Annotated in this window: 21 protein-coding genes and 1 pseudogene; 2 read left to right on the forward strand and 20 right to left on the reverse strand. The window is 68.6% G+C overall.

The genetic code is table 11. The features are described from left to right. Positions 1-34: 34 nt before the first annotated feature. The 12 genes from E5671_RS12395 to E5671_RS12450 form a co-directional block, all read right to left on the reverse strand. On the reverse strand, positions 35-2,845 hold the full coding sequence (locus E5671_RS12395; protein WP_160503958.1) for a DEAD/DEAH box helicase: 2,811 nt from the start codon (positions 2,843-2,845) through the stop codon (positions 35-37). Between the two features lie 52 nt (positions 2,846-2,897). Next, on the reverse strand, positions 2,898-3,806 hold the full coding sequence (locus E5671_RS12400) for a diacylglycerol kinase (RefSeq protein ID WP_160503960.1): 909 nt from the start codon (positions 3,804-3,806) through the stop codon (positions 2,898-2,900). 43 nt (positions 3,807-3,849) lie between these two features. Next, entirely contained in the window at positions 3,850-4,812 is a 963-nt protein-coding gene (tatC, locus tag E5671_RS12405; RefSeq protein ID WP_160503962.1) for a twin-arginine translocase subunit TatC, read from the reverse strand. 47 nt (positions 4,813-4,859) lie between these two features. Further along, complete coding sequence (gene tatA, locus E5671_RS12410) at positions 4,860-5,153, reverse strand: Sec-independent protein translocase subunit TatA (protein WP_160503964.1); 294 nt, start codon at positions 5,151-5,153, stop codon at positions 4,860-4,862. Between the two features lie 249 nt (positions 5,154-5,402). Continuing rightward, positions 5,403-5,600: a hypothetical protein gene (locus E5671_RS12415; RefSeq protein WP_160503966.1), complete on the reverse strand. Its 198-nt coding sequence runs from the start codon at positions 5,598-5,600 to the stop codon at positions 5,403-5,405. Positions 5,601-5,609: 9 nt separating this feature from the next. Further along, on the reverse strand, positions 5,610-5,861 hold the full coding sequence (locus tag E5671_RS12420) for a hypothetical protein (protein WP_160510146.1): 252 nt from the start codon (positions 5,859-5,861) through the stop codon (positions 5,610-5,612). 11 nt (positions 5,862-5,872) lie between these two features. After that, a complete protein-coding gene (locus E5671_RS12425) occupies positions 5,873-6,895 on the reverse strand; it encodes a helix-turn-helix transcriptional regulator (RefSeq protein ID WP_160503968.1) in 1,023 nt (340 codons plus the stop codon). A 15-nt stretch (positions 6,896-6,910) separates the two neighbouring features. Further along, the gene (locus E5671_RS12430) at positions 6,911-7,864 is read right to left on the reverse strand and encodes a helix-turn-helix transcriptional regulator (RefSeq protein WP_160503970.1); all 954 of its coding nucleotides are present in this window, start codon (positions 7,862-7,864) and stop codon (positions 6,911-6,913) included. 138 nt (positions 7,865-8,002) lie between these two features. Continuing rightward, positions 8,003-8,377: an FKBP-type peptidyl-prolyl cis-trans isomerase gene (locus E5671_RS12435; RefSeq protein WP_160503972.1), complete on the reverse strand. Its 375-nt coding sequence runs from the start codon at positions 8,375-8,377 to the stop codon at positions 8,003-8,005. 43 nt (positions 8,378-8,420) lie between these two features. Then, positions 8,421-9,425, reverse strand: coding sequence for an FKBP-type peptidyl-prolyl cis-trans isomerase (locus tag E5671_RS12440; protein WP_160510147.1), 1,005 nt, complete (start codon positions 9,423-9,425; stop codon positions 8,421-8,423). A gap of 130 nt (positions 9,426-9,555) precedes the next feature. Continuing rightward, complete coding sequence (gene pafA, locus E5671_RS12445) at positions 9,556-10,917, reverse strand: Pup--protein ligase (RefSeq protein ID WP_135334215.1); 1,362 nt, start codon at positions 10,915-10,917, stop codon at positions 9,556-9,558. 9 nt (positions 10,918-10,926) lie between these two features. Continuing rightward, positions 10,927-12,186, reverse strand: coding sequence for an MFS transporter (locus E5671_RS12450; RefSeq protein ID WP_160503974.1), 1,260 nt, complete (start codon positions 12,184-12,186; stop codon positions 10,927-10,929). A gap of 130 nt (positions 12,187-12,316) precedes the next feature. Here E5671_RS12450 and E5671_RS12455 point away from each other — a divergent pair, with 130 nt between their 5' ends. Next, positions 12,317-13,342: a LacI family DNA-binding transcriptional regulator gene (locus E5671_RS12455; RefSeq protein WP_336605740.1), complete on the forward strand. Its 1,026-nt coding sequence runs from the start codon at positions 12,317-12,319 to the stop codon at positions 13,340-13,342. Positions 13,343-13,412: 70 nt separating this feature from the next. Here the strand turns inward: E5671_RS12455 and prcA are convergent, their stop codons facing one another. From prcA to arc, 6 genes and pseudogenes are all read right to left on the reverse strand, one after another. Further along, a complete protein-coding gene (prcA, locus tag E5671_RS12460) occupies positions 13,413-14,198 on the reverse strand; it encodes a proteasome subunit alpha (RefSeq protein ID WP_160503978.1) in 786 nt (261 codons plus the stop codon). Between the two features lie 53 nt (positions 14,199-14,251). Further along, a complete protein-coding gene (gene prcB, locus E5671_RS12465; protein WP_160503980.1) occupies positions 14,252-15,097 on the reverse strand; it encodes a proteasome subunit beta in 846 nt (281 codons plus the stop codon). Next, positions 15,049-15,273 (reverse strand): annotated as a pseudogene (locus E5671_RS12470) (endonuclease VII domain-containing protein); the annotation flags it as partial. The gene prcB and the pseudogene E5671_RS12470, both read right to left, overlap by 49 nt. A 113-nt stretch (positions 15,274-15,386) precedes the next feature. Further along, positions 15,387-15,605 carry a ubiquitin-like protein Pup gene (locus E5671_RS12475; RefSeq protein WP_160503981.1) on the reverse strand — a complete coding sequence of 73 codons (219 nt, stop codon included), beginning with the start codon at positions 15,603-15,605 and terminating at the stop codon, positions 15,387-15,389. 124 nt (positions 15,606-15,729) lie between these two features. Then, positions 15,730-17,241 carry a depupylase/deamidase Dop gene (gene dop, locus E5671_RS12480; protein WP_160503983.1) on the reverse strand — a complete coding sequence of 504 codons (1,512 nt, stop codon included), beginning with the start codon at positions 17,239-17,241 and terminating at the stop codon, positions 15,730-15,732. Positions 17,242-17,454: 213 nt separating this feature from the next. Then, positions 17,455-19,221: a proteasome ATPase gene (gene arc / locus E5671_RS12485; protein ID WP_160503984.1), complete on the reverse strand. Its 1,767-nt coding sequence runs from the start codon at positions 19,219-19,221 to the stop codon at positions 17,455-17,457. Between the two features lie 254 nt (positions 19,222-19,475). On the opposite strand from arc, the gene E5671_RS12495 reads away from it, so the two are divergent. Continuing rightward, positions 19,476-19,787: a ferredoxin gene (locus E5671_RS12495; RefSeq protein WP_160503989.1), complete on the forward strand. Its 312-nt coding sequence runs from the start codon at positions 19,476-19,478 to the stop codon at positions 19,785-19,787. Positions 19,788-19,878: 91 nt separating this feature from the next. Here the strand turns inward: E5671_RS12495 and E5671_RS12500 are convergent, their stop codons facing one another. Together E5671_RS12500 and E5671_RS12505 are read right to left on the reverse strand one after the other, a co-directional pair. Continuing rightward, a complete protein-coding gene (locus tag E5671_RS12500) occupies positions 19,879-20,457 on the reverse strand; it encodes a hypothetical protein (protein ID WP_160503991.1) in 579 nt (192 codons plus the stop codon). 202 nt (positions 20,458-20,659) lie between these two features. Then, a complete protein-coding gene (locus E5671_RS12505) occupies positions 20,660-21,571 on the reverse strand; it encodes a tRNA (adenine-N1)-methyltransferase (protein ID WP_160503993.1) in 912 nt (303 codons plus the stop codon). Between the last annotated feature and the right edge of the window lie 41 nt (positions 21,572-21,612).

Here is a 21,612-nt window from a genome sequence, read left to right on the forward strand (position 1 = left end):
CCGCCCCGCCGACATCAGTCGGCGTCAGTCGTCGTCAGCCGACAGAGCTGTACGCCACCACACCCCGCAGCAGCTGATCCACGGCCTTGCGGGCGTTCTTGGCCACGGTCGAGCCCTCGCGGGGAGCAGCCGCCGAGATCTGCCCAAGGACGTCGATCACCTGTTTGCACCACCGCACGAAGTCCCCGGCAGGCATCTCGATCTCCCGAAGCACTTCGTCGAGGCCCTTGTCGGACGCCCACATGTACGCCGCCCAGGCGAAGCCGAAGTCCGGCTCCCGCTGCCCGACCCCTTCCGCCTGGTTGATCTTGAACTCTTCCTCCAGGGCATCGAGCCGTCCCCAGATCCGCACCATCTCGCCGAGGGAGGCCTTCACCTTCCCGGAGGGCATCTTGGGGGCGAGCGCGTCGTCCGCCATCCGGGCCTCGAACACCAACGCCGAGACACACGCGGCCAGTTCGGCCGGGCTGAGCCCCTCCCACACGCCTTCCCGCAGGCATTCGCTCGCAAGGAGGTCCAGCTCCCCATAGAGCCGGGCGAGCCGCTTGCCGTCCGCGGTGACCTCGTCACCCCGGAGGTAGTCCATCTCCGTGAGCAGCGCGACGATCCGGTCGAAGGTCCGCGCGATGGTGTTCGTGCGCCCCTCGATGCGCCGCTCCAGCTGCACGGTGTCCCGCCGCAGGCGGTAGTAGCGCTCGGCCCACCGCGCGTGGTCCTCCCGCTCGTCGCACCCGTGGCAGGGATGCGCCCGCAGTTCCGTACGGAGCCGGGCGATCTCCCGGTCGTCGGCGGCGGCCGCGCGCCCCTTGCGGTGCCGCTCCGGCACGATGTGCCCGGCCTTCGTGCGCAGCGCGGACGCCAGGTCCCTGCGCGACTGCGGCGAGCGCGCGTTGAACGACTTCGGGATGCGCATCCGCTCGAGCGCCTCGACCGGCACCGGGAAGTCCATCGAGGCCAGGCGCTTGACCTGCCGCTCGGCAGTGAGGACCAGAGGCCTCGGCCCATCCTGGTGCTCGAAGCCGCGGTGGCCGTTGACCCGGCCCGCGGGAATCCCCGGATCCAGGACGAGGGCAAGGCCCGCGTACTTCCCGGTCGGGACGTGGATGACGTCACCGGGCTTGAGCTTCTCCAGGGCGGCGGCCGCCGCCGCCCTGCGCTGGTTGGCGCCCTGCTTGGCGAGCTCGGTCTCCCGGTCCTTCAGCTCGCGGCGCAGGCGCGCGTACTCGTCGAAGTCGCCCAGGTGACAGGTCATCGAGGCTTTGTAGCCCTCAAGGCCCTCTTCGTTCTTCTGCACCTGCCGGGAGATCCCGACGACCGACTTATCGGCCTGGAACTGCGCGAAGGACGTCTCCAAGAGCTCACGCGAACGGTGCCGCCCGAACTGCTCGACCAAGTTCACCGCCATGTTGTACGACGGCTTGAAGCTGGACCGCAGCGGGTACGTACGCGTGCCGGCGAGGCCCGCGAGGTGCTCCGGGCTCATGGCGCGCTGCCACAGGACCACCGCATGGCCCTCGACATCGATGCCACGCCGCCCCGCACGGCCGGTCAGCTGCGTGTACTCACCGGGGGTGATGTCGGCGTGCTGCTCGCCGTTCCACTTGACGAGCTTCTCCAACACCACACTGCGCGCGGGCATGTTGATGCCGAGCGCGAGCGTCTCGGTGGCGAAGACGGCACGCACGAGCCCGCGCACGAAGAGCTCCTCGACGACTTCCTTGAAGGTCGGCAGCATGCCCGCGTGGTGCGCGGCGATGCCCCGCTCCAGGCCTTCCAGCCATTCGTAGTAGCCAAGGACGTGCAGGTCCTCGTCCGGGATGGCGGCCGTGCGCTCCTCGACGATCTCGCGGACCTGGGCCCGGGCGGCCTCGTCGTTCAGCCTCAGTCCCGCGTACAGACACTGCTGCACGGCGGCTTCGCAGGCCGCGCGGCTGAAGATGAAGGTGATCGCGGGCAGCAGATCTTCGGAGTCGAGCCGGTCGATGACCTCGGGCCTGCCCGGCGTCCAGATCCGCGACCGCTGTCTGCGCTCGCGCTCACGGTCGGCCTCGCGGACCATCTTGCCCTTGCGGCGGTCGCGCGGGTTGTACGAACGGCTGGCCTCCATCCGCGCCATGCGCGTGAGGTCGGGGTTGACGGTCTTGCGCTGGCCCTCGCCCTCCTCGAAGAGGTCGTACATCCGGCGTCCGGCGAGGACGTGCTGGAACAGCGGCACGGGCCGGTGCTCCGAGACGATCACCTGGGTGTCGCCGCGCACGGTGTCCAGCCAGTCACCGAACTCCTCGGCGTTCGAGACGGTCGCCGACAGGGAGACCAGCGTCACCGACTCCTGGAGGTGGATGATCACCTCTTCCCAGACGGCGCCACGGAAGCGGTCGGAGAGGTAGTGCACCTCGTCCATCACGACATAGCCGAGGTTAAGCAGCGACTGCGAGCCCGAATACAGCATGTTCCGCAGCACCTCGGTGGTCATCACGACCACCGGAGCATCGGAGTTGACGCTGTTGTCGCCGGTCAGCAGACCGACCTTGTCCGCGCCGTATCTCTTGGAGAGGTCGGCGTACTTCTGGTTGGAGAGCGCCTTGATGGGCGTGGTGTAGAAGCATTTCTTGCCCTGCAGCAGGGCCAGGTGCACGGCGAACTCGCCGACGATCGTCTTGCCCGAACCCGTGGGGGCGGCCACGAGCACACCCTTGCCCGCCTCGAGTGCCTGACAGGCCTCGATCTGGAAGGGGTCGAGGCCGAATTCGTACATCTCGCGGAAGCCAGCGAGTGCGGTGGCCTGCTCGACAGCGCGCTCGCGCGCCGCCGCATACCGCTCGGCCGGTGAGAGGTCCTCTGTCATCGTGCTTTCGAGCCTACCGGCCACCACTGACAACGGACGATCATTATCTGCCTTACGGCTCCTGCGGCCCCTTTGGCCCGAGCACCCGCACGGCCCCCGGCACGCACTCCGCCCTCAGCGGAAGCCCGCCGAGCTGCTCCCCGTCCGCGTACCCCGTGACGCCCGGGGCGGCGAGCTCCACTTTCGAGGCCCGGAACACGGTGACCTTGGGGTGGTCGAGGTGCGTGCCCTTGTAGACCCGCGGGAAGACCTTCAGGAGCGTCGTACGGCTGCAGTCGCCGACGACCGTGACGTCGAACAGGCCGTCGCTCATGTCGGCCCGCGCGCAGATCTTCATGCCCCCGCCGTACGAGGATCCGTTGCCGACGGCGACGAGCGTCGCGTCGATCTCGTGGACCTGGGCGTCGTCCAGCGTGATCCGGAACGGGATGGGCCGGAAGGCGGCCAGTTCCACGGCCATCGCGAGGTCGTACTTGAAGCGTCCGGTGGGCCGGCGCATCCGGTTGCCCCGGTCGTTGACCCGCGAGTCGAAGCCGGATGCGAGCACCGTGCCGAACCACGTCTTGCCCACCCGCCCCAGGTCGACGTCGCGTGTGCGCCCCGCGTCGAGCGCGTCGGCGATGACCGCCCCCGCGGCGGCCGGGTCGCGCACCGGGAGCCCGAGGGCACGCGCGAAGTCGTTGCCGGTGCCCACGGCGATCACCCCCAGGGGTGTCGTCGTCCGAGCGACGGCCTGGAGCGCGAGGCTCGCCATGCCGTCACCGCCGACGGCTATCAGCGCGCCCGTACCGGCATCGACGGCATCGCGTGCCCGGCGCAGCGCGTCGGCGGAGTCCTCGCCGATGACCGTGCGCACGGAGTACCCCGCGGCGCGCAACGCGGAAGCGGCCGGCTGCGCCGCGTGGGCGCCCCGGCCGCGGCCCGCGGTGGGATTGACGAAGAGTGTGATCTCGCTGGTCACTAGGGGTCCCCCCGGACGAAGTGTGCGGGAGGACCCTACAAGGTCAGGTGACGTCGTCGAAACCGTTCACTCGGTCTCGGGTCACGCCGTCGCCGCTCGCCTGCTCGGGCAGTGCCCTGTTCGCGGACACGGGCTCGATCTCGCCGACGTCCTCGGGCGTCAGGTCGAGGTCGGACGCCTCGTCGTCACCGGGCTTGGCCGCTTCGATCCTGGCCTTGCGCCGGTCGTTCAGGAGCGAGAAGGCGGTGGCCGCGAAGTAGAGCACCCAGATCGGTCCGGCGAGGGCCATCATGGTCAGCGGGTCCGTGCTGGGCGTCGCCACGGCCGCGAAGACCGTGATGCCCATGATCATGCCGCGCCACCAGCCGAGCATGCGCTTGCCGGTGATGACTCCGGTGAGGTTGAGCATCACCAGGAGCAGCGGCAGCTCGAAGGAGAGACCGAAGACGACCACCATGCGGGTGACCAGGTCGATCAGCTCGTCAAGGGGCAGCTGGTTGTCGACGCCGACGGGAGAGAACTCCAGCAGCACGCGTGCCATCGTCGGCAGCGTCTTGTACGCGAAGAACGCGCCGCCCATGAACAGCGGGAAGCCGGCGGCCACGAACGCGTACGCGTACTTCTTCTCGCCCTTGTGCAGGCCCGGCGCGATGAAGGCCCACAGCTGGTACAGCCAGATCGGCGACGCGAGCACCACACCGGCCATCAGGGAGATCTTCAGGGCGAGCGTGAACGGCGTGATCAGACCGTTCAGCACGATGCGCGCGCAGGTCTCCTCGCCGCCCTTGTCCGCCAGCTCGGCGAAGCTCGACTCGCACCCGACGGAGCTAAGGATCGGGTTCGTGAAGAACTCGATGATGTCCTTGTAGAAGAAGGCAGCGACGATCGCGACGACGATGATGGCCAGCACGGCCTTCGCGAGCCGGTTGCGGAGCTCGCGCAGGTGCTCCGCAAGCGGCATCCGCCCCTCGGGATCCTGTTCCTTCTTGCGGGCAGACTTGAGCAACCCACGTCCTCATCTCGTGCGGCAGGCCGGCCGTCGCCGGCCTTGGATCAGCGCTGTGTGGTGCTGTCGGTGGGCTCGGTGACCGGGCGGGAGCTGGACACGTCGCCGGGCGCGGCCTGGATGGTGCGCGGCTGAGCGGCGGAGGGGTCGCCGGGCGGATCGGCCGGGGCGGCTTCGTCCTTCTTGCCGTCGGACTTCATCGCCTTGGCCTCGCTCTTGAGGATGCGCGCGGACTTGCCGAGCGACCGGGCCATGTCGGGAAGCTTCTTCGCGCCGAACAGCAGAATGACAACGACGAGAATGAGAATGATCTCGGGGGCGCCGATCTTTCCGGAAAACATACGTCTTTACCTTCTCACCGAGGCGGCAGGGGCGGGGCTGCCGGACAGGTCGGACTTGCTGTCCGGCCACCGTGCTGACAGCGATCGTAACGCTCAGGGGTGAACGCAGGGCAATCCCTGTGCGTACCCCCAGTTGCGGCCCGCGCCTCGCACTCCGGGCTACGTCAGCAGCGTACCTTCCGGACAAGGGAAGTTGACAGGCCGCGGTCTCGATGCGCGTCTCAGCGGCACCGAGCGGATGCACAGGAACTACAGGACATCCCGGCTCGCGCGGGCCGCACCCGTCGCCGCCGCCTCGAGATCCTCCGCCGCGCGATTGATCCGCTGCGTGGTCTGCGTCACTTGAGTGCTGAGGCGTTGCGCCTCTATGAAGACCCGAATCGCCAGTACGCCGAGCACCGCGAGGCCACAGAACCCCGCGGCGATCGCCAGCATCGCCCAGAACATGCGCCGAGCCTAGACGGTCGAGTGCAGACGCAGTGTCCGCACCCCGCCGCCGGTGAGCAGTTCGACGATGCGCTCGCCCGCGGGCTTGCGCACCGCGTTGCCGCACTCGGGGCAGGTGAACGAGTAGAAGGTGGTGCGGGCCGAGGCGCCGATGGCCAACCGCAGGGCACCCGCGGAGAGTTCGAAGCGGGCGCGGCAGTCGGGGCAGGCGGCCTTGAAGAGCACGGGGGCGATTCTCGACATTCCGGGAATCTCGGACATAAGGCTGGTGTTCAACGCCCTTGCTCCTGCCTGTCGTACGACCCGTCCGGGTGCCGGTCCGCGTGTCGGTCCGCCCCGCCCGGGTGCCGGTCATAGGCCGCCAGTGCCTCGCGTGCCGCCTGCCGTGCGCTGTCCGCGAGATCCGCCGGGGAGACGATGTGCCCGTCCCCGCCGAGCCGCAGCGCTAGCCTCCGCAGCGAGGTGGGGTCCGGGGTGCGCAGCGTGATCCGCAGGCCGCCGTCGGGAAGTTCATCGGCCGCGTCGTGGGGGTAGTACTCGGCGACCCAGCGGCCGCCGGGCCCCACCTCGATGACCACCTCGGGGTCCTCCGCGGCGGGCTGCACGAGCCCTTCGGAGAGATCACGCAGTTCGACCTCGGGCGGCGCGGACGGCTCGTCCAGGATCCTGATCTCGGCCACCCGGTCGAGGCGGAAGGTGCGGCGCGCCTCGGAGAGGTAGCACCACGCCTCCATGTACGTGTGCCCGACGGCGAAGAGCCGGATCGGGTCGACCTCGCGCTCGGTGAGCTCGTCGCGCGCGGGCGAGTAGTAGCGCAGCCAGAGCCGGCGCCGCTCGGAGATGGCGCGGTCGACCTCGGCGAAGACACCGCCCTCGGACTCGAAGGTCACCGAGAGCCGCGCGCTGGCGACCGCGTTCTCACCGGCCGCCGTCTCCAGCTTCGCGGTGGCGCGCAGCAGCGCCTGCCGGTCGCTCTCGCGGAGCCCCGGAAGCGTGGAGACCGCGCGTGCGGCCACCAGGAGAGCGGTGGCCTCGTCGGCGGCGAGCCGCAGGGGGGCCGCCACGTCGTCCGGGTTGTGCCACCAGATGCGGTCGCCGTCGGTGTCGATGTCCAGGAGGTCGCCGCCGCGGAAGCTGGTCCCGCACAGCGGCAGCACGTCCAGGTCGGAGATCAGCTCGTCCTCGGTGATCCCGAAGGCTCGGGCGACGTCGCTGACGTGGGCGCCGGGGCGCTCACGCAGATAGGTCACCAGGGAGAGCATCCGCCGGGTCTGGTCGATGGCGTTCGAGGCCATGGTCTGTACGTCCCCTCAGCCCTTGGCCACGGCGCGCAGCCGGTCCATCACGTCGGCCCGCAGCTCGGCGGGTTCCAGGACCACCACATCGGGCCCGAACTCCACCAGCCAGGCATCGAGCCCGTGCCCGTACGGAATCTCCAACTCGTCCCACCCCTCGCCCACTTCACGTATCTGGGCGGCCTTGGCGCGCAGCGGATAGCCCGCGCCCGTACGCAGTCGGATCAGGGCCGAGCGGTCGGCGCTCTCCCCCGCCCAGCTCGCGACGGTCTCGCGCACCGTGACCACATCGGGGATGTCGGCGGTGAACTTGCCGGCGCGGGCGCGGACCTTCCCCGTGATGCGGGAGAGCCGGAAGACGCGCTCGGCGCCGCGGTCACGGTCCCACCCCGCGAGGTACCAGTGGCCGCGCCAGCACTCCAGCGCCCACGGCTCGACGTGACGCTGCTCGGGGCGGGCGGCGGTGGCCTTGCGGTAGTCGAAGACGACGGGGCGGCGGTCGCGGCAGGCGAGCATCAGCGGCTCGAAGGACGCCTCGTGCACGGGGATCCGCGGCTCCAGGGCGCTGTGCGCCTCGTACGGGTCGAGGTCCTCGGGCAGTCCGGCGGCGCGCAGCTTCTGCAGGGCGCCGCTGGCTGCTCCGGCGAGGCGCGCCTGCTGCCAGACCTTGGCCGCGAGGCCGAGCGCTGCGGCTTCCTCGGCGTCGATGGTGATGGGCGGCAGGCGGTTGCTGTCACGGCGCGCGAGGTAGCCCACCTCGCCGTCGAGGTTCTCCACCGTCTCGATGACCAGGCCGAGTTCGCGCAGATCGTCCTTGTCGCGCTCGAACATCCGGTTGAAGGAGTCGTCGGACCCCGCCTCCAGATAGGCCTCGATGGACTCGCGCAGCTCGCGCTTGCTGAGCGGCCGCCGCGTCCCGAGCAGACACAGCGCGAGGTTCATCAGCCGCTCGGCCTTGGCAATGGCCATCGACGCCCTTTCTCAACAGTGCTTCCGACCGCTGACCGTACCGCCCAGGGGTGTCTTGCGAAAAGCCGAGGGCCCATGCCGTAACAGGCATGGACCCTCGGTGGACAGGTCTGATCAGACCCTGGCCTCAGTCGTCGCTCAGACGCCGACGAGGTCGCAGACGAAGATCAGCGTCTCGCCGGGCGCGATACGGCCACCACCGGCGCCACGCTCGCCGTACGCGAGGTGGGACGGGATGGTCAGCTTGCGCCGGCCGCCGACCTTCATGCCCTGCACGCCCTGGTCCCAGCCGGCGATGACCTGACCGGCGCCCAGCTGGAACTGGAGCGGGGTGCCGCGGTTCCAGGAGGCGTCGAACTCTTCACCGGTGGAGAAAGCCACGCCCACGTAGTGGACGGAGACGGTGGCGCCCGCCTTGGCCTCCGGGCCTTCGCCCTCCCAGATGTCCACGATCTCGAGGTCGGAGGGGGCCGGACCGTCGGGGAAGTCGATCTCGGGCTTGTCGATGCTCACGTCACTTGCTCCTGCTTGTTACGAATGGCCAGCTGGGACAGTGTTACATCTTCGCGAGGATGTCCACGGAGAAGACCAGCGTGGAGTCCTTCTTGATGGTGCTGCCCTGCGGCGGCTGGTCGCCGTATCCGAGCTCCGGCGGGACGACGATCAGGACGCGGCTGCCGACCTTCTTGCCGGTCAGGCCCTGCGCCCAGCCCTTGACGACCTGTGCCAGCTGGAACTGCGCGAGCTGGCCGCTCTTGTACGAGGAGTCGAACTCCTTGCCGTCGGCCCACAGCACGCCCTTGTACTGGCACAGGAGGCTGTCGGTCTCCTTGATCTCGTCGCCGTCGCCCTCGAGGACGTAGCTCGCGACGAGCTTCTTGGGGGCGTCCTTCTTCTTCGGGACGTCGATCGAGGGGGCCTTGCCGTCCGTGTTCGTGCCGACCTTGGGGAGGTCGATGTTGGACTGCGCGACCTCCTTGCCCTTGGCCGAGCTCTTGGCGCTGAAGGTGCCCACCAGATCGACGACGAAGACCAGCGTGTCGTCGCCCTTGATGCCCGCCTGCTTGTTGCCCTCGGTGCCGTAACCCATCTTCGGGGGGATCGCGAGCTCCACACGGCTGTCGAGCTTCTTGCCGACCAGGGCCTGGTCCCAGCCGGGGATGACCTGACCGACGCCGATCGGGAAGACCGTGGGGTTACCGCGGTCGTACGAGTTGTCGAAGACCTTGGCCGTGGCCCAGATCTGGCCGAGGTAGTTGGCCTGGAGGTAGTCGCCCTTCTTCACCTCGGCGCCCTTGCCCTCGATCAGGGTCTTGACCGCGAGGTCGGAGGACGGCTTCCCGGACCCCTTGGCGACCGTCGGCTTCTGGCCGAACTTGTTCCCCTTCGTGATCTCGGGCACCGGCCCGTCCACGATCTTCGCCGTCGGCGCGGCCGAGGTCGAGTTGGAAGGCGACGGGCTGTCGCTGGACTTGGCCTTGTCGGCCTTCTTGTCGTCACCACACCCGGCCAGCGTCAGCAGGCCGGCCGGAACAGCAAGGAGAAGTGAGCGTCGGCGCACGGTGGGGGCCTCGTATCGGTCGATCTTGTCGGTTGGCGTGCGCGCAACTCTACGCATGGAGAAGGGCGCCGTACGAGGAACGTACGGCGCCCCGCGTTGCGTTCCCGCAACGCACCTCCTGTATCAGGGGTTACATGCCGGCGATCAGTTTCTCCACCCGGTCGTCCACCGACCGGAAGGGGTCCTTGCACAACACCGTGCGCTGTGCCTGGTCGTTGAGCTTCAGGTGCACCCAGTCGACCGTGAAGTCGCGGCGCTGCTCCTGGGCCCTGCGGATGAAGTCGCCGCGCAGCCGCGCGCGGGTGGTCTGCGGCGGCACCGACTTGCCTTCGAAGATCTTCAAGTCGTTGCAGATACGGGCGGCTTGACCCTTCCTCTCCAGGAGGTAGTACAGCCCGCGACGGCGGTGGATGTCGTGATACGCGAGGTCTATCTGCGCGACCCGCGGATGCGACATGGTCATGTTGTTCTTCGCTCGGTACCGCTCGATGAGCTTGTACTTCATGACCCAGTCGATCTCGGTGCCGATGCGGTCGAGGTCCTCGGCCTCGATCGCGTCGAGCGTGCGGCCCCACAGCTCAAGGACCTGCTCGACCGTGCCCGTGCGGATGCCGCGGCGCTCCACGAAGTCCACGGCCTTCTCGTAGTACTCGCGCTGTACTTCGAGGGCGGAGGCCTCGCGGCCGCTGGCCAGACGCACCTTGCGGCGGCCCGTGATGTCGTGACTGACCTCGCGGATCGCCCGGATCGGGTTCTCCAGGGTCAGGTCCCGCATCACCGTGCCCGCTTCGATCATGCGCAGGACGAGGTCGGTGGCGCCGACCTTCAGGAGCATGGTCGTCTCGGACATGTTCGAGTCACCGACGATGACGTGCAGCCGGCGGTAGCGCTCGGCGTCCGCGTGCGGTTCGTCGCGGGTGTTGATGATCGGCCGGGAGCGGGTGGTCGCGGAGGAGACCCCTTCCCAGATGTGCTCGGCACGCTGACTGACGCAGTACACGGCGCCGCGTGGAGTCTGCAGCACCTTGCCCGCGCCGCACAGCAGCTGTCGCGTGACGAGGAAGGGAATGAGGATGTCCGCGAGCCGCGAGAACTCCCCGTGCCGGGCCACCAGATAGTTCTCGTGGCAGCCGTAGGAGTTTCCCGCCGAGTCGGTGTTGTTCTTGAAGAGATAGACGTCGCCCGCGATTCCCTCCTCGTGCAGGCGGCGTTCGGCGTCGACGAGCAGGCCTTCCAGAATGCGCTCGCCCGCTTTGTCGTGCGTGACCAGCTCGGTCACGTTGTCACATTCCGGTGTCGCATATTCCGGATGTGACCCGACGTCAAGATAGAGGCGGGCGCCGTTCCGCAGAAAGACGTTGCTGCTGCGGCCCCATGAGACAACACGGCGGAAGAGGTAGCGCGCCACCTCGTCAGGCGACAGACGGCGCTGTCCCCTAAACGTGCACGTGACGCCGTACTCATTCTCCAGCCCGAAAATGCGGCGGTCCATGACTGAACATTACGCCTGATGCCCTGCCCTGAAACCGGGTTCGACGGCACCGTTTCGATCATTTTCCGATGAACCCGCAACGACCGCCGAATCAGCGGGGAGTACGAGCACCCGCGCCGTGGCCAGCAGAACAACCAGCGCGGCGACGCCCGCGCCCCCCGGAACGGCGAAGCCCCACACGGTCCCGCCCCACTCGACGACCGGACCCGCGGCGGCCGTGCCGAGCGACGCGCCGACGGTGAACGTGGTCACGAGCCAGGAGAACGCCTCGGTGACGGTGCCCCGCGGCGCGTGCCGGTCCACGATGATGAACGCGCACGCGAGCGCCGGCGCGAGGAAGATCCCGGCGACGGCCGCGAGCGCCGTCATCGCGACGGCACCGGGCGTCAGCGTCAACGGCCAGTAGCAGAGCGCGAGCAGGGCCACCAGGACGGTCAGCCGCTTCTCCGGCACGCCGGCCCACTGCCGCGCCCCGTACACCGAACCGCCGATGAGGGCGCCGAGTCCGACCGCCGCCATTATCCAGCCGTACACCGCGTCGCCGCCGTTCTCATCGGCGTACGAGACGCCCGCGACGGTGATGGAGCCGAGTGCCATGCCGATGAAGAGGAACGCGCCGAGCAGCGCGATGAGCCCGGGTGAGCGCAGCGCGCCGAGCCAGTGCGCCTCGCGGGGCGCCGAGCGCCACGCGCGCGAGGGCTGCGACATCACCACGGAGAGGGCGCCGAGCACGCCGATGACGTTCACCACGAGCAGCGCGGTCCGCTCCGACCAGAGCGCGACACAGCCCGTGATGAGCAACGGCCCGACGGTGAAGATGACTTCCTGGGCGATGGCGTCCATGGCGTACGCCCTGTGCACCTGCTCCTCCTTGCCGAGGACGCTCGGCCACAGCGCGCGCAAGCCGCCTTCGAGGGGCGGCGTGAAGAGGCCCGCCACGCCCACCGCGACGTACGCGAGGCCGAGCGAATCGGGCCCGGTGAAGGCGAAGGCCCCCATGCCGAGCGCCGAGACGACCGCCGCGGGGAGCTGGATCCGCGGCTGCCCGTACAGGTCCACCAGGCGGCCGAGCAGCGGCTGCCCCACCGCGTTGGCCACGCCGTACACCGCGGCGAGGCCACCGGCCAGGCTGTAGGTCCCTCCCTCGGCGCGGATGAACAGCACGATCGCGATCGCGGCGGTCGCGTTGGGCAGCCTGCCCACCAGCGTGCCCGCGAGCAGCCGCCCGGCATATCTCGTCCGGAGGATCTCCGCGTATCCGGCAGCCATGCTTCCCGCCCCTCCCCCGACGCCGACGCGCCGAGGTTTTACGTATAACGTCGAGCGTCATACGTACCATGAGCGCTCACCGCGGGTCCATCCCGATCTCCCCGCGGGACCGATCCGGGAGGTACCAGTAGTGGCCGGGCCACAGCAGGAGGCCGGGGGGCCACGCCCCACGAGCCGCGACGTCGCCCGCGCCGCCGGGGTGTCCCAGGCCACCGTCTCCCTCGTGTTCGGCGAGAAGTGGCGCGGCCGCGTCGCCGAACGGACCGCGGAGCGCGTCCGGGCCACCGCCCGCGAGCTCGGCTACCGCCCGAATCTCGCCGCCCGCAACCTCCGCCTCGGCCGCACCAGGACGGCCCTCCTCGTCGTCCCCGCCCTCACCAACGAATTCTTCGCCCGCGTCTACACCGGAGCCGCCCGCGTCGCCGCCGAACACGGCTTCGGAGTCGTCCTCTACCCCTCCCCCGAAGGCATCGGCCCCGCCCGCGACCCCTTCGACTCCAGCCGCGCCGCCCTCGACGGCATCCTCGCCTCCTCCATCGCATCCGACGCACTCGCCACCATCCAGGGCGACGAACTCCCCCTGGTCATGCTCGACAGCGACCCCGCGGGCAGCCTCGGCGCGGCCACCGTCAACCTCGACATCGGCGACGGAATGCGCCAGACCACCGAACACCTCCTCGCCCTGGGCCACCGCGACATCCTGCACCTCGCCGCGGACGTCGACTCCTGGACCTTCGACGTACGCTCCGACGCCCTCGCGGCGGCACTGAGCGGCACCGGCGCGGCCGTACGCACCGCGCGGGCACTCCTCACCGTCGAGCACGCCCGCACGGTCACCGAAGCCGCCCTCTCCGCGCCCGGACCCCGCCCCACGGCGCTCGTCTGCGACGACGACATCCTCGCCGCGGGCGCCTGCAAGGCGGCCCGCCGCCTCGGCCTGCGCGTACCCGAAGACCTCTCCGTGACCGGCTTCGACGACCTCACCCTGGCCACCGCCGTCGAACCCGAACTCACCACCGTGCGACTGCCGGCGGAGCAGTTCGGCGAACGCGGCATGACGTCCCTGCTCGCCGTCCTCGACGGCCGCACGCCCCAGACCGACACCCTCCCGGTCGAGCTGGTGATCCGCGGCTCGACGGCCCCCGCCGCCCGCTAGACCCCCCACACACGCGTACGCCCCGCACCCCGGCCGCAGGGCCGGGACACGGGGCGTACGACGAACCGAACTACTCCTCGGAGGACCCGGAGCCGGACCCGGAGCCGGAATCCGTCTCCTCCTCGTTGTCGGACTCGGCGTCCGTGGGCGCCGAGGCACCGCCTTCGAGCAGCCGCGCGAGCTGACGCCCCACGATCCGCTTGAACTTCCGCTGCTGCGGGCGCGTACGGTCGAGCACCGCCACCTCGAGCCGCTCCGCAGGGATCTCCCGCTCACTGCCGTTGGTGTCGCGCGACAGCGACTGCACGGCCAGCTTCAGGGCCTCGGCGAGCGACATCCCGTCACGATGACGCTGATCGAGAAACGCGCTGATCTGTTCGGCGTTGCCACCGACCGCGACCGAACCGTGCTCGTCCACGATCGAACCGTCATGCGGCAGCCGATAGATCTGATCGGCGTCAGCCGTGGCACCCACCTCGGCCACGACCAGCTCCACCTCGTACGGCTTCTCCGCCTGGCTCGAGAAGATCGTGCCCAGCGTCTGGGCATAGACGTTCGCGAGCCCACGGGCCGTCACATCGTCGCGGTCGTAGGTGTACCCACGAAGGTCGGCGTACCGCACACCGCCGATCCGCAGGTTCTCGTACTCGTTGTACTTGCCGGCGGCCGCGAAGCCGATCCGGTCATAGATCTCGCTGAACTTGTGCAGCGCACGGGACGGGTTCTCGCCGACGAACACGATGCCATCGGCGAACTGCAGCACAACAAGGCTGCGACCGCGGGCGATGCCCTTGCGGGCGTATTCCGCCCGGTCGGCCATGGCCTGCTGGGGTGAGACATAGAACGGCGTCGACACCGGCTATCCGTCCCTTTCTGTCAGTGACTCAGTCAGTGGCGAATACGGATCGATCAGAGCAGCGAGGCCCGCGGGCCGTCGGGCTGCTCCAGGCGCCGCTCAAGGATCGAGCGAGCGATCTCGGAAGACTCATCATCTCCAAGCCGCCGGAACCCCTCGTCGGAGATCACGGTGACGATCGGATAGATCCGGCGGGCCACATCCGGGCCACCCGTCGCCGAGTCGTCGTCCGCGGCGTCGTACAACGCCTGCACGACGAGCGTCGTCGCTTCCTGCTCCGTCAGGTCGCTGCGGTAGAGCTTCTTCATCGCACCACGCGCGAACACCGAACCCGAGCCGGTGGCCGCGAAGCCGTGCTCCTCGGAACGGCCGCCCGTGACGTCGTAACTGAAGATGCGCCCCTTCTCGCGGTCCACGTCGTACCCCGCGAAGAGCGGGACAACGGCCAGGCCCTGCATGGCCATTCCCAGGTTCGACCGGATCATCGTGGAGAGACGATTTGCCTTGCCCTCCAGGGAGAGCGTGGCGCCCTCGACCTTCTCGAAGTGCTCGAGCTCCAACTGGAAGAGCTTGACCATCTCCACGGCGAGACCGGCGGTGCCGGCGATGCCGACCGCGGAGTACTCGTCGGCCGGGAAGACCTTCTCGATGTCGCGCTGCGCGATGACATTGCCCATGGTCGCCCGCCGGTCACCGGCGAGCACCACGCCGCCGGGGAACGTCGTCGCCACGATGGTCGTGCCGTGCGGCGCCTCGATCACACCCTGCGTGGGCGGCAACTGCCGGTTGCCCGGCAGGATGTCGGGCTGATGCTCGGCCAGAAAGTCCATGAAGGACGAAGAACCAGGCGTCAGGAAGGCAGCTGGTAGACGCCCGGTGCTACGAGTGTTGGCTTCCACGCGTTTCCTTCCAGGTAAGTGACGGCCCGCCGCAAAGTATCGGGAAAATCCCCCAACTTGCCGATGGCCGAATTGCAGTTGAAGCACAGTACGCCACGGACCCTACCCGTCTCGTGGCGGTGATCCACATGAACGGCTGAAGCGTTCTCGAAGATCACACAGGGACCCGCCGGAGAGCGTCGCCAGGTCATCCGAGGCATGGCGGTCCTGCGACCACCGGCCCACGGCCGACCTAGCAACCCCCCAGCTCGACCTTCGGTTCAAGCCTTCGAAACGAAGGCAGAACGCCTTACTCGCCGCCCTTTTGAACAAAGGACCGCACGAAGTCCTCGGCATTCTCCTCAAGGACGTCGTCGATCTCGTCCAGGACGGAGTCCACATCGTCGCTCAGCTTCTCCTGGCGCTCCTTGAGGTCCTCGGAGCCCTGCGCTTCCTCTGTCTGCTCCTCGACCTCCTCGGTGGAACGCGTTGCCTTCTGCTGTCCGCCGCCGGTGTCCTTGGTCGCCATCTACCTCACCCCGCTCGTTAGGTGCGATGTACTTGATCAGACCCTATAAGCCAGGTCTGACATCGGCCCCGTAGTTACTGCAACGTCCGGGGACCACCTCGATGATTCCCACACGCCGGGTCTTTCAGCCTCCGGAGAGCACCCGTACCAGATCCTCTGCCGTGCGGCAGCGGTCAAGGAGCTCCTTGACGTGGTTCCGCGTGCCGCGCAGGGGCTCCAGTGTGGGCACACGCTGGAGGGAGTCGCGGCCGGGAAGGTCGAAGATGACCGAATCCCACGAGGCCGCGGCCACGTCGTCCGCGTACTGCTCCAGGCAGCGGCCGCGGAAGTAGGCGCGTGTGTCCTCCGGAGGCTTGGTCTGGGCGCGCTCGACCTGTGGCTCCTCCAGGAGGCGCTTCATCTTGCCGCGTGCCACCAGGCGGTTGTAGAGGCCCTTGTCGGGCCGTACGTCCGCGTACTGGAGGTCGACGAGGTGCAAGCGTGCCGCGTCCCAGTCGAGGCTGTCACGGCGGCGGTAGCCCTCCATGAGTTCCCGCTTGGCGACCCAGTCGAGCTCTCCGGAGAGGCTCATCGGGTCGCTCTCCAGGCGGCCCAGGACGTCCTCCCAGCGACCGAGGATGTCCTTGGTCTGCTCGTCGGCGTCGGAGCCGTACCGCTCCTCCACGTATTTGCGGGCCAGCTCGAAGTACTCCATCTGGAGCTGGACAGCGGTGAGTGTCCGGCCGCTACGGAGTGTGATCAGACGCTTGAGTGTCGGGTCGTGCGAGACCTGGTGGAGGGTGCGTACGGGCTGGTCGACGGCGAGGTCCACCGCGATGAAGCCGTCCTCGATCATGGCGAGGACCAGGGATGTCGTGCCCAGCTTCAGATACGTCGAGATCTCGGAGAGGTTCGCGTCGCCGATGATGACGTGCAGGCGGCGGTACTTCTCGGCGTCGGAGTGCGGCTCGTCCCTGGTGTTGATGATGGGCCGCTTGAGGGTGGTCTCCAGGCCCACCTCGACCTCGAAGTAGTCGGAGCGCTGGCTGAGCTGGAAGCCGTGCTCGTGCCCGTCCTGACCGATGCCGACGCGTCCCGCGCCGGTGACGACCTGGCGGGAGACGAAGAACGGCGTCAGGTGGCGCACGATGTCCGAGAAGGGGGTCTCCCGCTTCATCAGGTAGTTCTCGTGCGTGCCGTACGAGGCGCCCTTGTTGTCGGTGTTGTTCTTGTAGAGGTGGATCGGCTGGGCCCCGGGCAGCTGTGCGGCCCGCTCGGCCGCCTCCGCCATGATGCGCTCGCCGGCCTTGTCCCACAGGACGGCGTCCCAGGGGTTGGTGACCTCGGGTGAGCTGTACTCGGGGTGCGCGTGGTCCACGTAGAGGCGTGCCCCATTGGTGAGGATCACGTTGGCGAGGCCGATGTCCTCGTCGGTGAGCTGACTGGCGTCGGCGGTCTCACGGGCGAGGTCGAAGCCCCGCGCGTCCCGCAGGGGGTTCTCCTCCTCGAAGTCCCAGCGGGCGCGTCGCGCCCGGTGCATCGCCGCGGCGTAGGCGTTGACGATCTGGGACGAGGTGAGCATGGCATTGGCGTTCGGGTGGCCGGGGACGGAGATGCCGTACTCCGTCTCGATGCCCATTACTCGCCGTACGGTCATGCGGCCCTCCTTGCCCGGCGGCGCTCCCCTTCGGGAACGGCGCTCAAGTACCGCTGGTTCTCCGGTGCGTGTGCGGTGCCCGTCCCCGCACTGCGCGACTCGGCGGTACCGAAGAGCCTAGAGCGCCTTTGCGCTGGTGGGGAGATCATTGCCTTCATTGAAAAACAGACAGCTGCGGGTACCCACGAAGGACACCCGCAGCCGCCCTGCCTTCTACAGGTACTGACCGGTGTTCGCCACCGTGTCGATGGAGCGTCCGGTGTCCGCGCCCTGCTTTCCGGTGACGAGCGTACGGATGTAGACGATCCGTTCGCCCTTCTTGCCGGAGATGCGGGCCCAGTCGTCCGGGTTGGTGGTGTTGGGCAGGTCCTCGTTCTCCTTGAACTCGTCGATGCAAGCCTGGAGGAGGTGAGAGACCCTGATGCCCTTCTGGTTGGCGTCGAGGAAGGCCTTGATGGCCATCTTCTTGGCGCGTCCGACGATGTTCTCGATCATGGCGCCGGAGTTGAAGTCCTTGAAGTAGAGGACTTCCTTGTCGCCGTTGGCGTACGTCACCTCGAGGAAGCGGTTCTCCTCGGACTCCGCGTACATCTGCTCGACGACGGACTGGATCATGCCGTCCACGGTGGTGCGCCGGTCGGCGCTGTGTTCGGCGAGGTCGTCCGCGTGCAGCGGGAGCCGCTCGGTGAGGTACTTGGCGAAGATGTCCTTCGCCGCCTGGGCGTCCGGGCGCTCGATCTTGATCTTCACGTCGAGTCGTCCTGGCCGCAGGATCGCGGGGTCGATCATGTCCTCGCGGTTGGAGGCGCCGATGACGATGACGTTCTCCAGGCCTTCCACGCCGTCGATCTCGGCGAGCAGCTGGGGGACGATGGTGTTCTCCACGTCCGAGCTGACTCCGGATCCGCGGGTGCGGAAGAGGGATTCCATCTCGTCGAAGAAGACGATGACGGGGGTGCCCTCGCTCGCCTTCTCCCTCGCACGCTGGAAGACCAGGCGGATGTGACGCTCGGTCTCGCCGACGTACTTGTTGAGGAGTTCGGGTCCCTTGATGTTGAGGAAGAAGCTCTTCCCCGCAGCCGCTCCGGTCACCTCGGCGACCTTCTTGGCAAGGGAGTTGGCGACGGCCTTCGCGATCAGCGTCTTGCCGCAGCCGGGGGGCCCGTACAGCAGGACGCCCTTGGGCGGCCGCAGTTCGTGCTCCCTGAAGAGGTCCGGGTAGAGGTAGGGCAGTTCGACCGCGTCGCGGATCAGCTCGATCTGGTTGCCCAGGCCGCCGATCTGCTCGTAGCCGATGTCCGGTACCTCTTCGAGGACGAGTTCTTCGACCTCGCTCTTGGGAACCACTTCGTAGACGTAGCCGGAGCGGGGTTCGAGCAGGAGTGCGTCGCCGGGGCGGATGGTGACGTCGAGGAGTGGTTCGGCGAGCCGTACCACCCGCTCCTCGTCGGTGTGTCCGACCACCAGGGCGCGCTCGCCGTCCTCAAGGATCTCCTTGAGGGTGACGATGTCGCCCACGCTCTCGTACTCCATGGCCTCGACCACGTTGAGTGCTTCGTTGAGCATGACTTCCTGGCCACGCCTGAGCTCTTCGAGCTCCACGCTGGGGCTGACGTTCACCCGGAGCTTGCGGCCCCCGGTGAAGATGTCCGCCGTGCCGTCCTCGTTCGCGACGAGGAAGACTCCGAAGCCGGCCGGCGGCTGCGCGAGCCGGTCGACTTCCTCCTTGAGGGCCACGATCTGGTCGCGGGCCTCACGGAGCGTGTTGGCGAGCCGCTCGTTCTGTGCGGATACGCCGGCCAGGTTGGTCTGCAGCTCGACGATCCGCTCTTCGAGAATCCTCGTATGCCGCGGAGAGTCGGCGAGCTTGCGTCGCAGGACGGCGATTTCCTGCTCGAGATAGGCAACCTGACCGGCGGGGTCCTCAGACCCTCGCCCCGGCCGGATGCCGCGGTTGATGTCGTCGTCGTGGGCTGCCACGGTCCTCACCTCCTCCAAGGGGAGCTGGACGCTTCCAGACCCTACCTGGGTGGGTGTCGATTGAAACCCCTAGATCACAAAGACGGTAGAGGTGTGTCCGATCTTCACCCTTGCGCTCTCCCTCACGTCAGGTCATTACCCACCCAGCAACATCGGAAAGCGGGCGGTTGTATCGTCGAAGCGTTCAACACCCGTCAGAGCTGGCCCGACTTGTACCCGAGTCGGTGGGCTCGACGCAGCGATCGGCAGGAGATATGACCGTGCAGAACGAGGCTGGGACCGGCCCTGAGGGCGATCTTCTGGAGGTCTGGATCGACCAGGACCTCTGCACCGGCGACGGCATCTGCGCGCAGTACGCGCCCGAGGTCTTCGAGCTGGACATCGACGGGCTGGCTTATGTGAAGAGCGGTGACGACGAGCTTCTGCAGGCGCCGGGCGCCACAACGCCCGTACCGCTGCCGCTTCTGCGTGATGTGGCGGACTCGGCGAAGGAGTGCCCCGGGGACTGCATCCACGTGCGTCGCGTTTCGGACAGGGTGGAGGTCTACGGCCCCGACGCCGCGTAAGGGCGCGAACTCGACGACGAACTCGACGACTGACAAGGGCCTGTGCCCGCCGCTGGACGGCGGGCACAGGCCCTTGTTCGTGTCTCTTCGGTCACACGCTGTGTGCCCCGGCCGGTGTGGAGCGGGCGAACGTGCCGTCTTTCCATTGCCACTTGGCCTCCTCCTGGAGGTCGGGGCAGCAGCTGGGCACGTTCGGTGACGAGTAGCCGAGGAGCGTGGCGGTGATCACACCGTCACGTACGGCGAAGTCGCTGACGTTCTGGCGGTCCTTCGGGTCGACGAGGGTGGCGACGACCCGGGGTTTGCCCTCCGTGGGGCGCGTGACGACGTACACGCCGTCGGGCGGCGTGCCCGATCCGGCGGCGCAGTGCACCACGGCGACGGTCTCCGGTCTGCCGTCCCCGTCGAGGTCCCCGGAGGCCTTCTCCTTGACCACGGGTTTCACGCTGCCGCAAGTGAGGGGGTACGTGACGGTGGCCGGATCCGGGGCGGTCGCGGGCGCGGCCGCGGTCTTGCTGGACGGCTTGGAGCCCGCCTGTGCGGCGTTCGCGGGGTCGGGCTGCAGGAAGGACGAGCCGGCGACGACGGCGGCGAGCGCGGCCGCGGTGGCCAGCCAGTGGATGGGGCGGGTGGTGTTGTGTGCCAGTTCCGGGACGGCGGGGTGCTGCACTAGGAGTGTCTCCTGTGAGGGCTGTGCCGGTGGGGGAGGTGGCCAGCATCGTGCCATACCTCACAGTGCGGCGGAACACCGGGGTCGGGGGCTTCCGTGAACGGAAAGGCGCCGCCGCCGAGTTCCCTTCTCTCGTGGGGAACTCGGCGGCGGCGCCTGTGCGTTCAGCGGTTGTACGCGGGTGTCGGCGGTGCCGGGTGTCTCAGTCTTCCGCGCGGGGTGTGCCGCCGCCGGCGTTCGGGCCGGTGTAGTCGTCGCCGTAGGCGCCCTTGGAGGGGCGGCGGCGGCGCATGGGCGGCTCGACGCCGTCCGCGAGGCGGCGGGCGGTGAGCAGGAAGCCGGTGTGGCCGATCATGCGGTGGTCGGGGCGGACGGCGAGGCCCTCGACGTGCCAGTTGCGGATCATCGATTCCCAGGCGGTCGGCTCGTTGAAGCCGCCGATCTCGCGGATGGACTCGACGGTCCTCGCGAGCTGGGTGGTGGTCGCGACGTAGCAGCAGAGGATGCCGCCGGGGACGAGCGCCTTGGAGACGACGTCCAGGCACTCCCAGGGGGCGAGCATGTCGAGGATGACGCGGTCGACGTCGGTGTCGCTCAGGTTGTCCTGGAGGTCGCCGACGGTGAGCTGCCAGGCGGGGTGCGGGGCGCCGAAGTAGCGCTCCACGTTCTGCTGGGCGATCTCGGCGAAGTCCTCGCGGCGCTCGTAGGAGTGCAGCATTCCGTCGTCGCCGATGGCGCGGAGGAGGAAGCTGCTGAGCGAGCCGGAGCCCACCCCCGCCTCGACGACGCGTGCGCCGGGGAAGATGTCGGCGAAGGCCAGGATCTGCCCCGCGTCCTTGGGGTAGACCACGGCGGCGCCGCGGGGCATGGACAGGACATAGTCGGGGAGCAGGGGGCGCAGCGCGAGGTAGGCGACGTTTCCCGTGGTGCGGACAACGCTGCCCTCGGGAGCACCGATCAGCTCGTCGTGGGGGAAGGAACCCTTGTGGGTGTGGAAGTTCTTCCCGGCCTCGAGCGTGAACGTGTAGTGGCGGCCCTTGGGGTCGGTCAGCTGAACCTGGTCCCCGACCTTGAAGGGCCCGCGTCGGCGGGCGGCACCGGTCGGTTCGGACATGTGAACAGCCTACCGGCCCCCGCGCGGGCCTCGGACCAGGG

The organism is Streptomyces sp. BA2 (assembly GCF_009769735.1).
Lineage (GTDB): Bacteria > Actinomycetota > Actinomycetes > Streptomycetales > Streptomycetaceae > Streptomyces.

Excerpts from the sequence above, each read along its gene's own strand:
- E5671_RS12495 (WP_160503989.1), top strand. The coding sequence starts at position 19,476 with ATGACCGTGCAGAACGAGGCTGGGACCGGCCCTGAGGGCGATCTTCTG.
- tatA (WP_160503964.1), bottom strand. The coding sequence starts at position 5,153 with ATGTTTTCCGGAAAGATCGGCGCCCCCGAGATCATTCTCATTCTCGTC.
- E5671_RS12505 (WP_160503993.1), bottom strand. The coding sequence starts at position 21,571 with ATGTCCGAACCGACCGGTGCCGCCCGCCGACGCGGGCCCTTCAAGGTC.
- E5671_RS12450 (WP_160503974.1), bottom strand. The coding sequence starts at position 12,186 with ATGGCTGCCGGATACGCGGAGATCCTCCGGACGAGATATGCCGGGCGG.
- pafA (WP_135334215.1), bottom strand. The coding sequence starts at position 10,917 with ATGGACCGCCGCATTTTCGGGCTGGAGAATGAGTACGGCGTCACGTGC.
- E5671_RS12415 (WP_160503966.1), bottom strand. The coding sequence starts at position 5,600 with ATGTTCTGGGCGATGCTGGCGATCGCCGCGGGGTTCTGTGGCCTCGCG.
- E5671_RS12420 (WP_160510146.1), bottom strand. The coding sequence starts at position 5,861 with ATGTCCGAGATTCCCGGAATGTCGAGAATCGCCCCCGTGCTCTTCAAG.
- dop (WP_160503983.1), bottom strand. The coding sequence starts at position 17,241 with ATGACCGTACGGCGAGTAATGGGCATCGAGACGGAGTACGGCATCTCC.
- E5671_RS12395 (WP_160503958.1), bottom strand. The coding sequence starts at position 2,845 with ATGACAGAGGACCTCTCACCGGCCGAGCGGTATGCGGCGGCGCGCGAG.
- E5671_RS12425 (WP_160503968.1), bottom strand. The coding sequence starts at position 6,895 with ATGGCCTCGAACGCCATCGACCAGACCCGGCGGATGCTCTCCCTGGTG.
- E5671_RS12430 (WP_160503970.1), bottom strand. The coding sequence starts at position 7,864 with ATGGCCATTGCCAAGGCCGAGCGGCTGATGAACCTCGCGCTGTGTCTG.
- E5671_RS12475 (WP_160503981.1), bottom strand. The coding sequence starts at position 15,605 with ATGGCGACCAAGGACACCGGCGGCGGACAGCAGAAGGCAACGCGTTCC.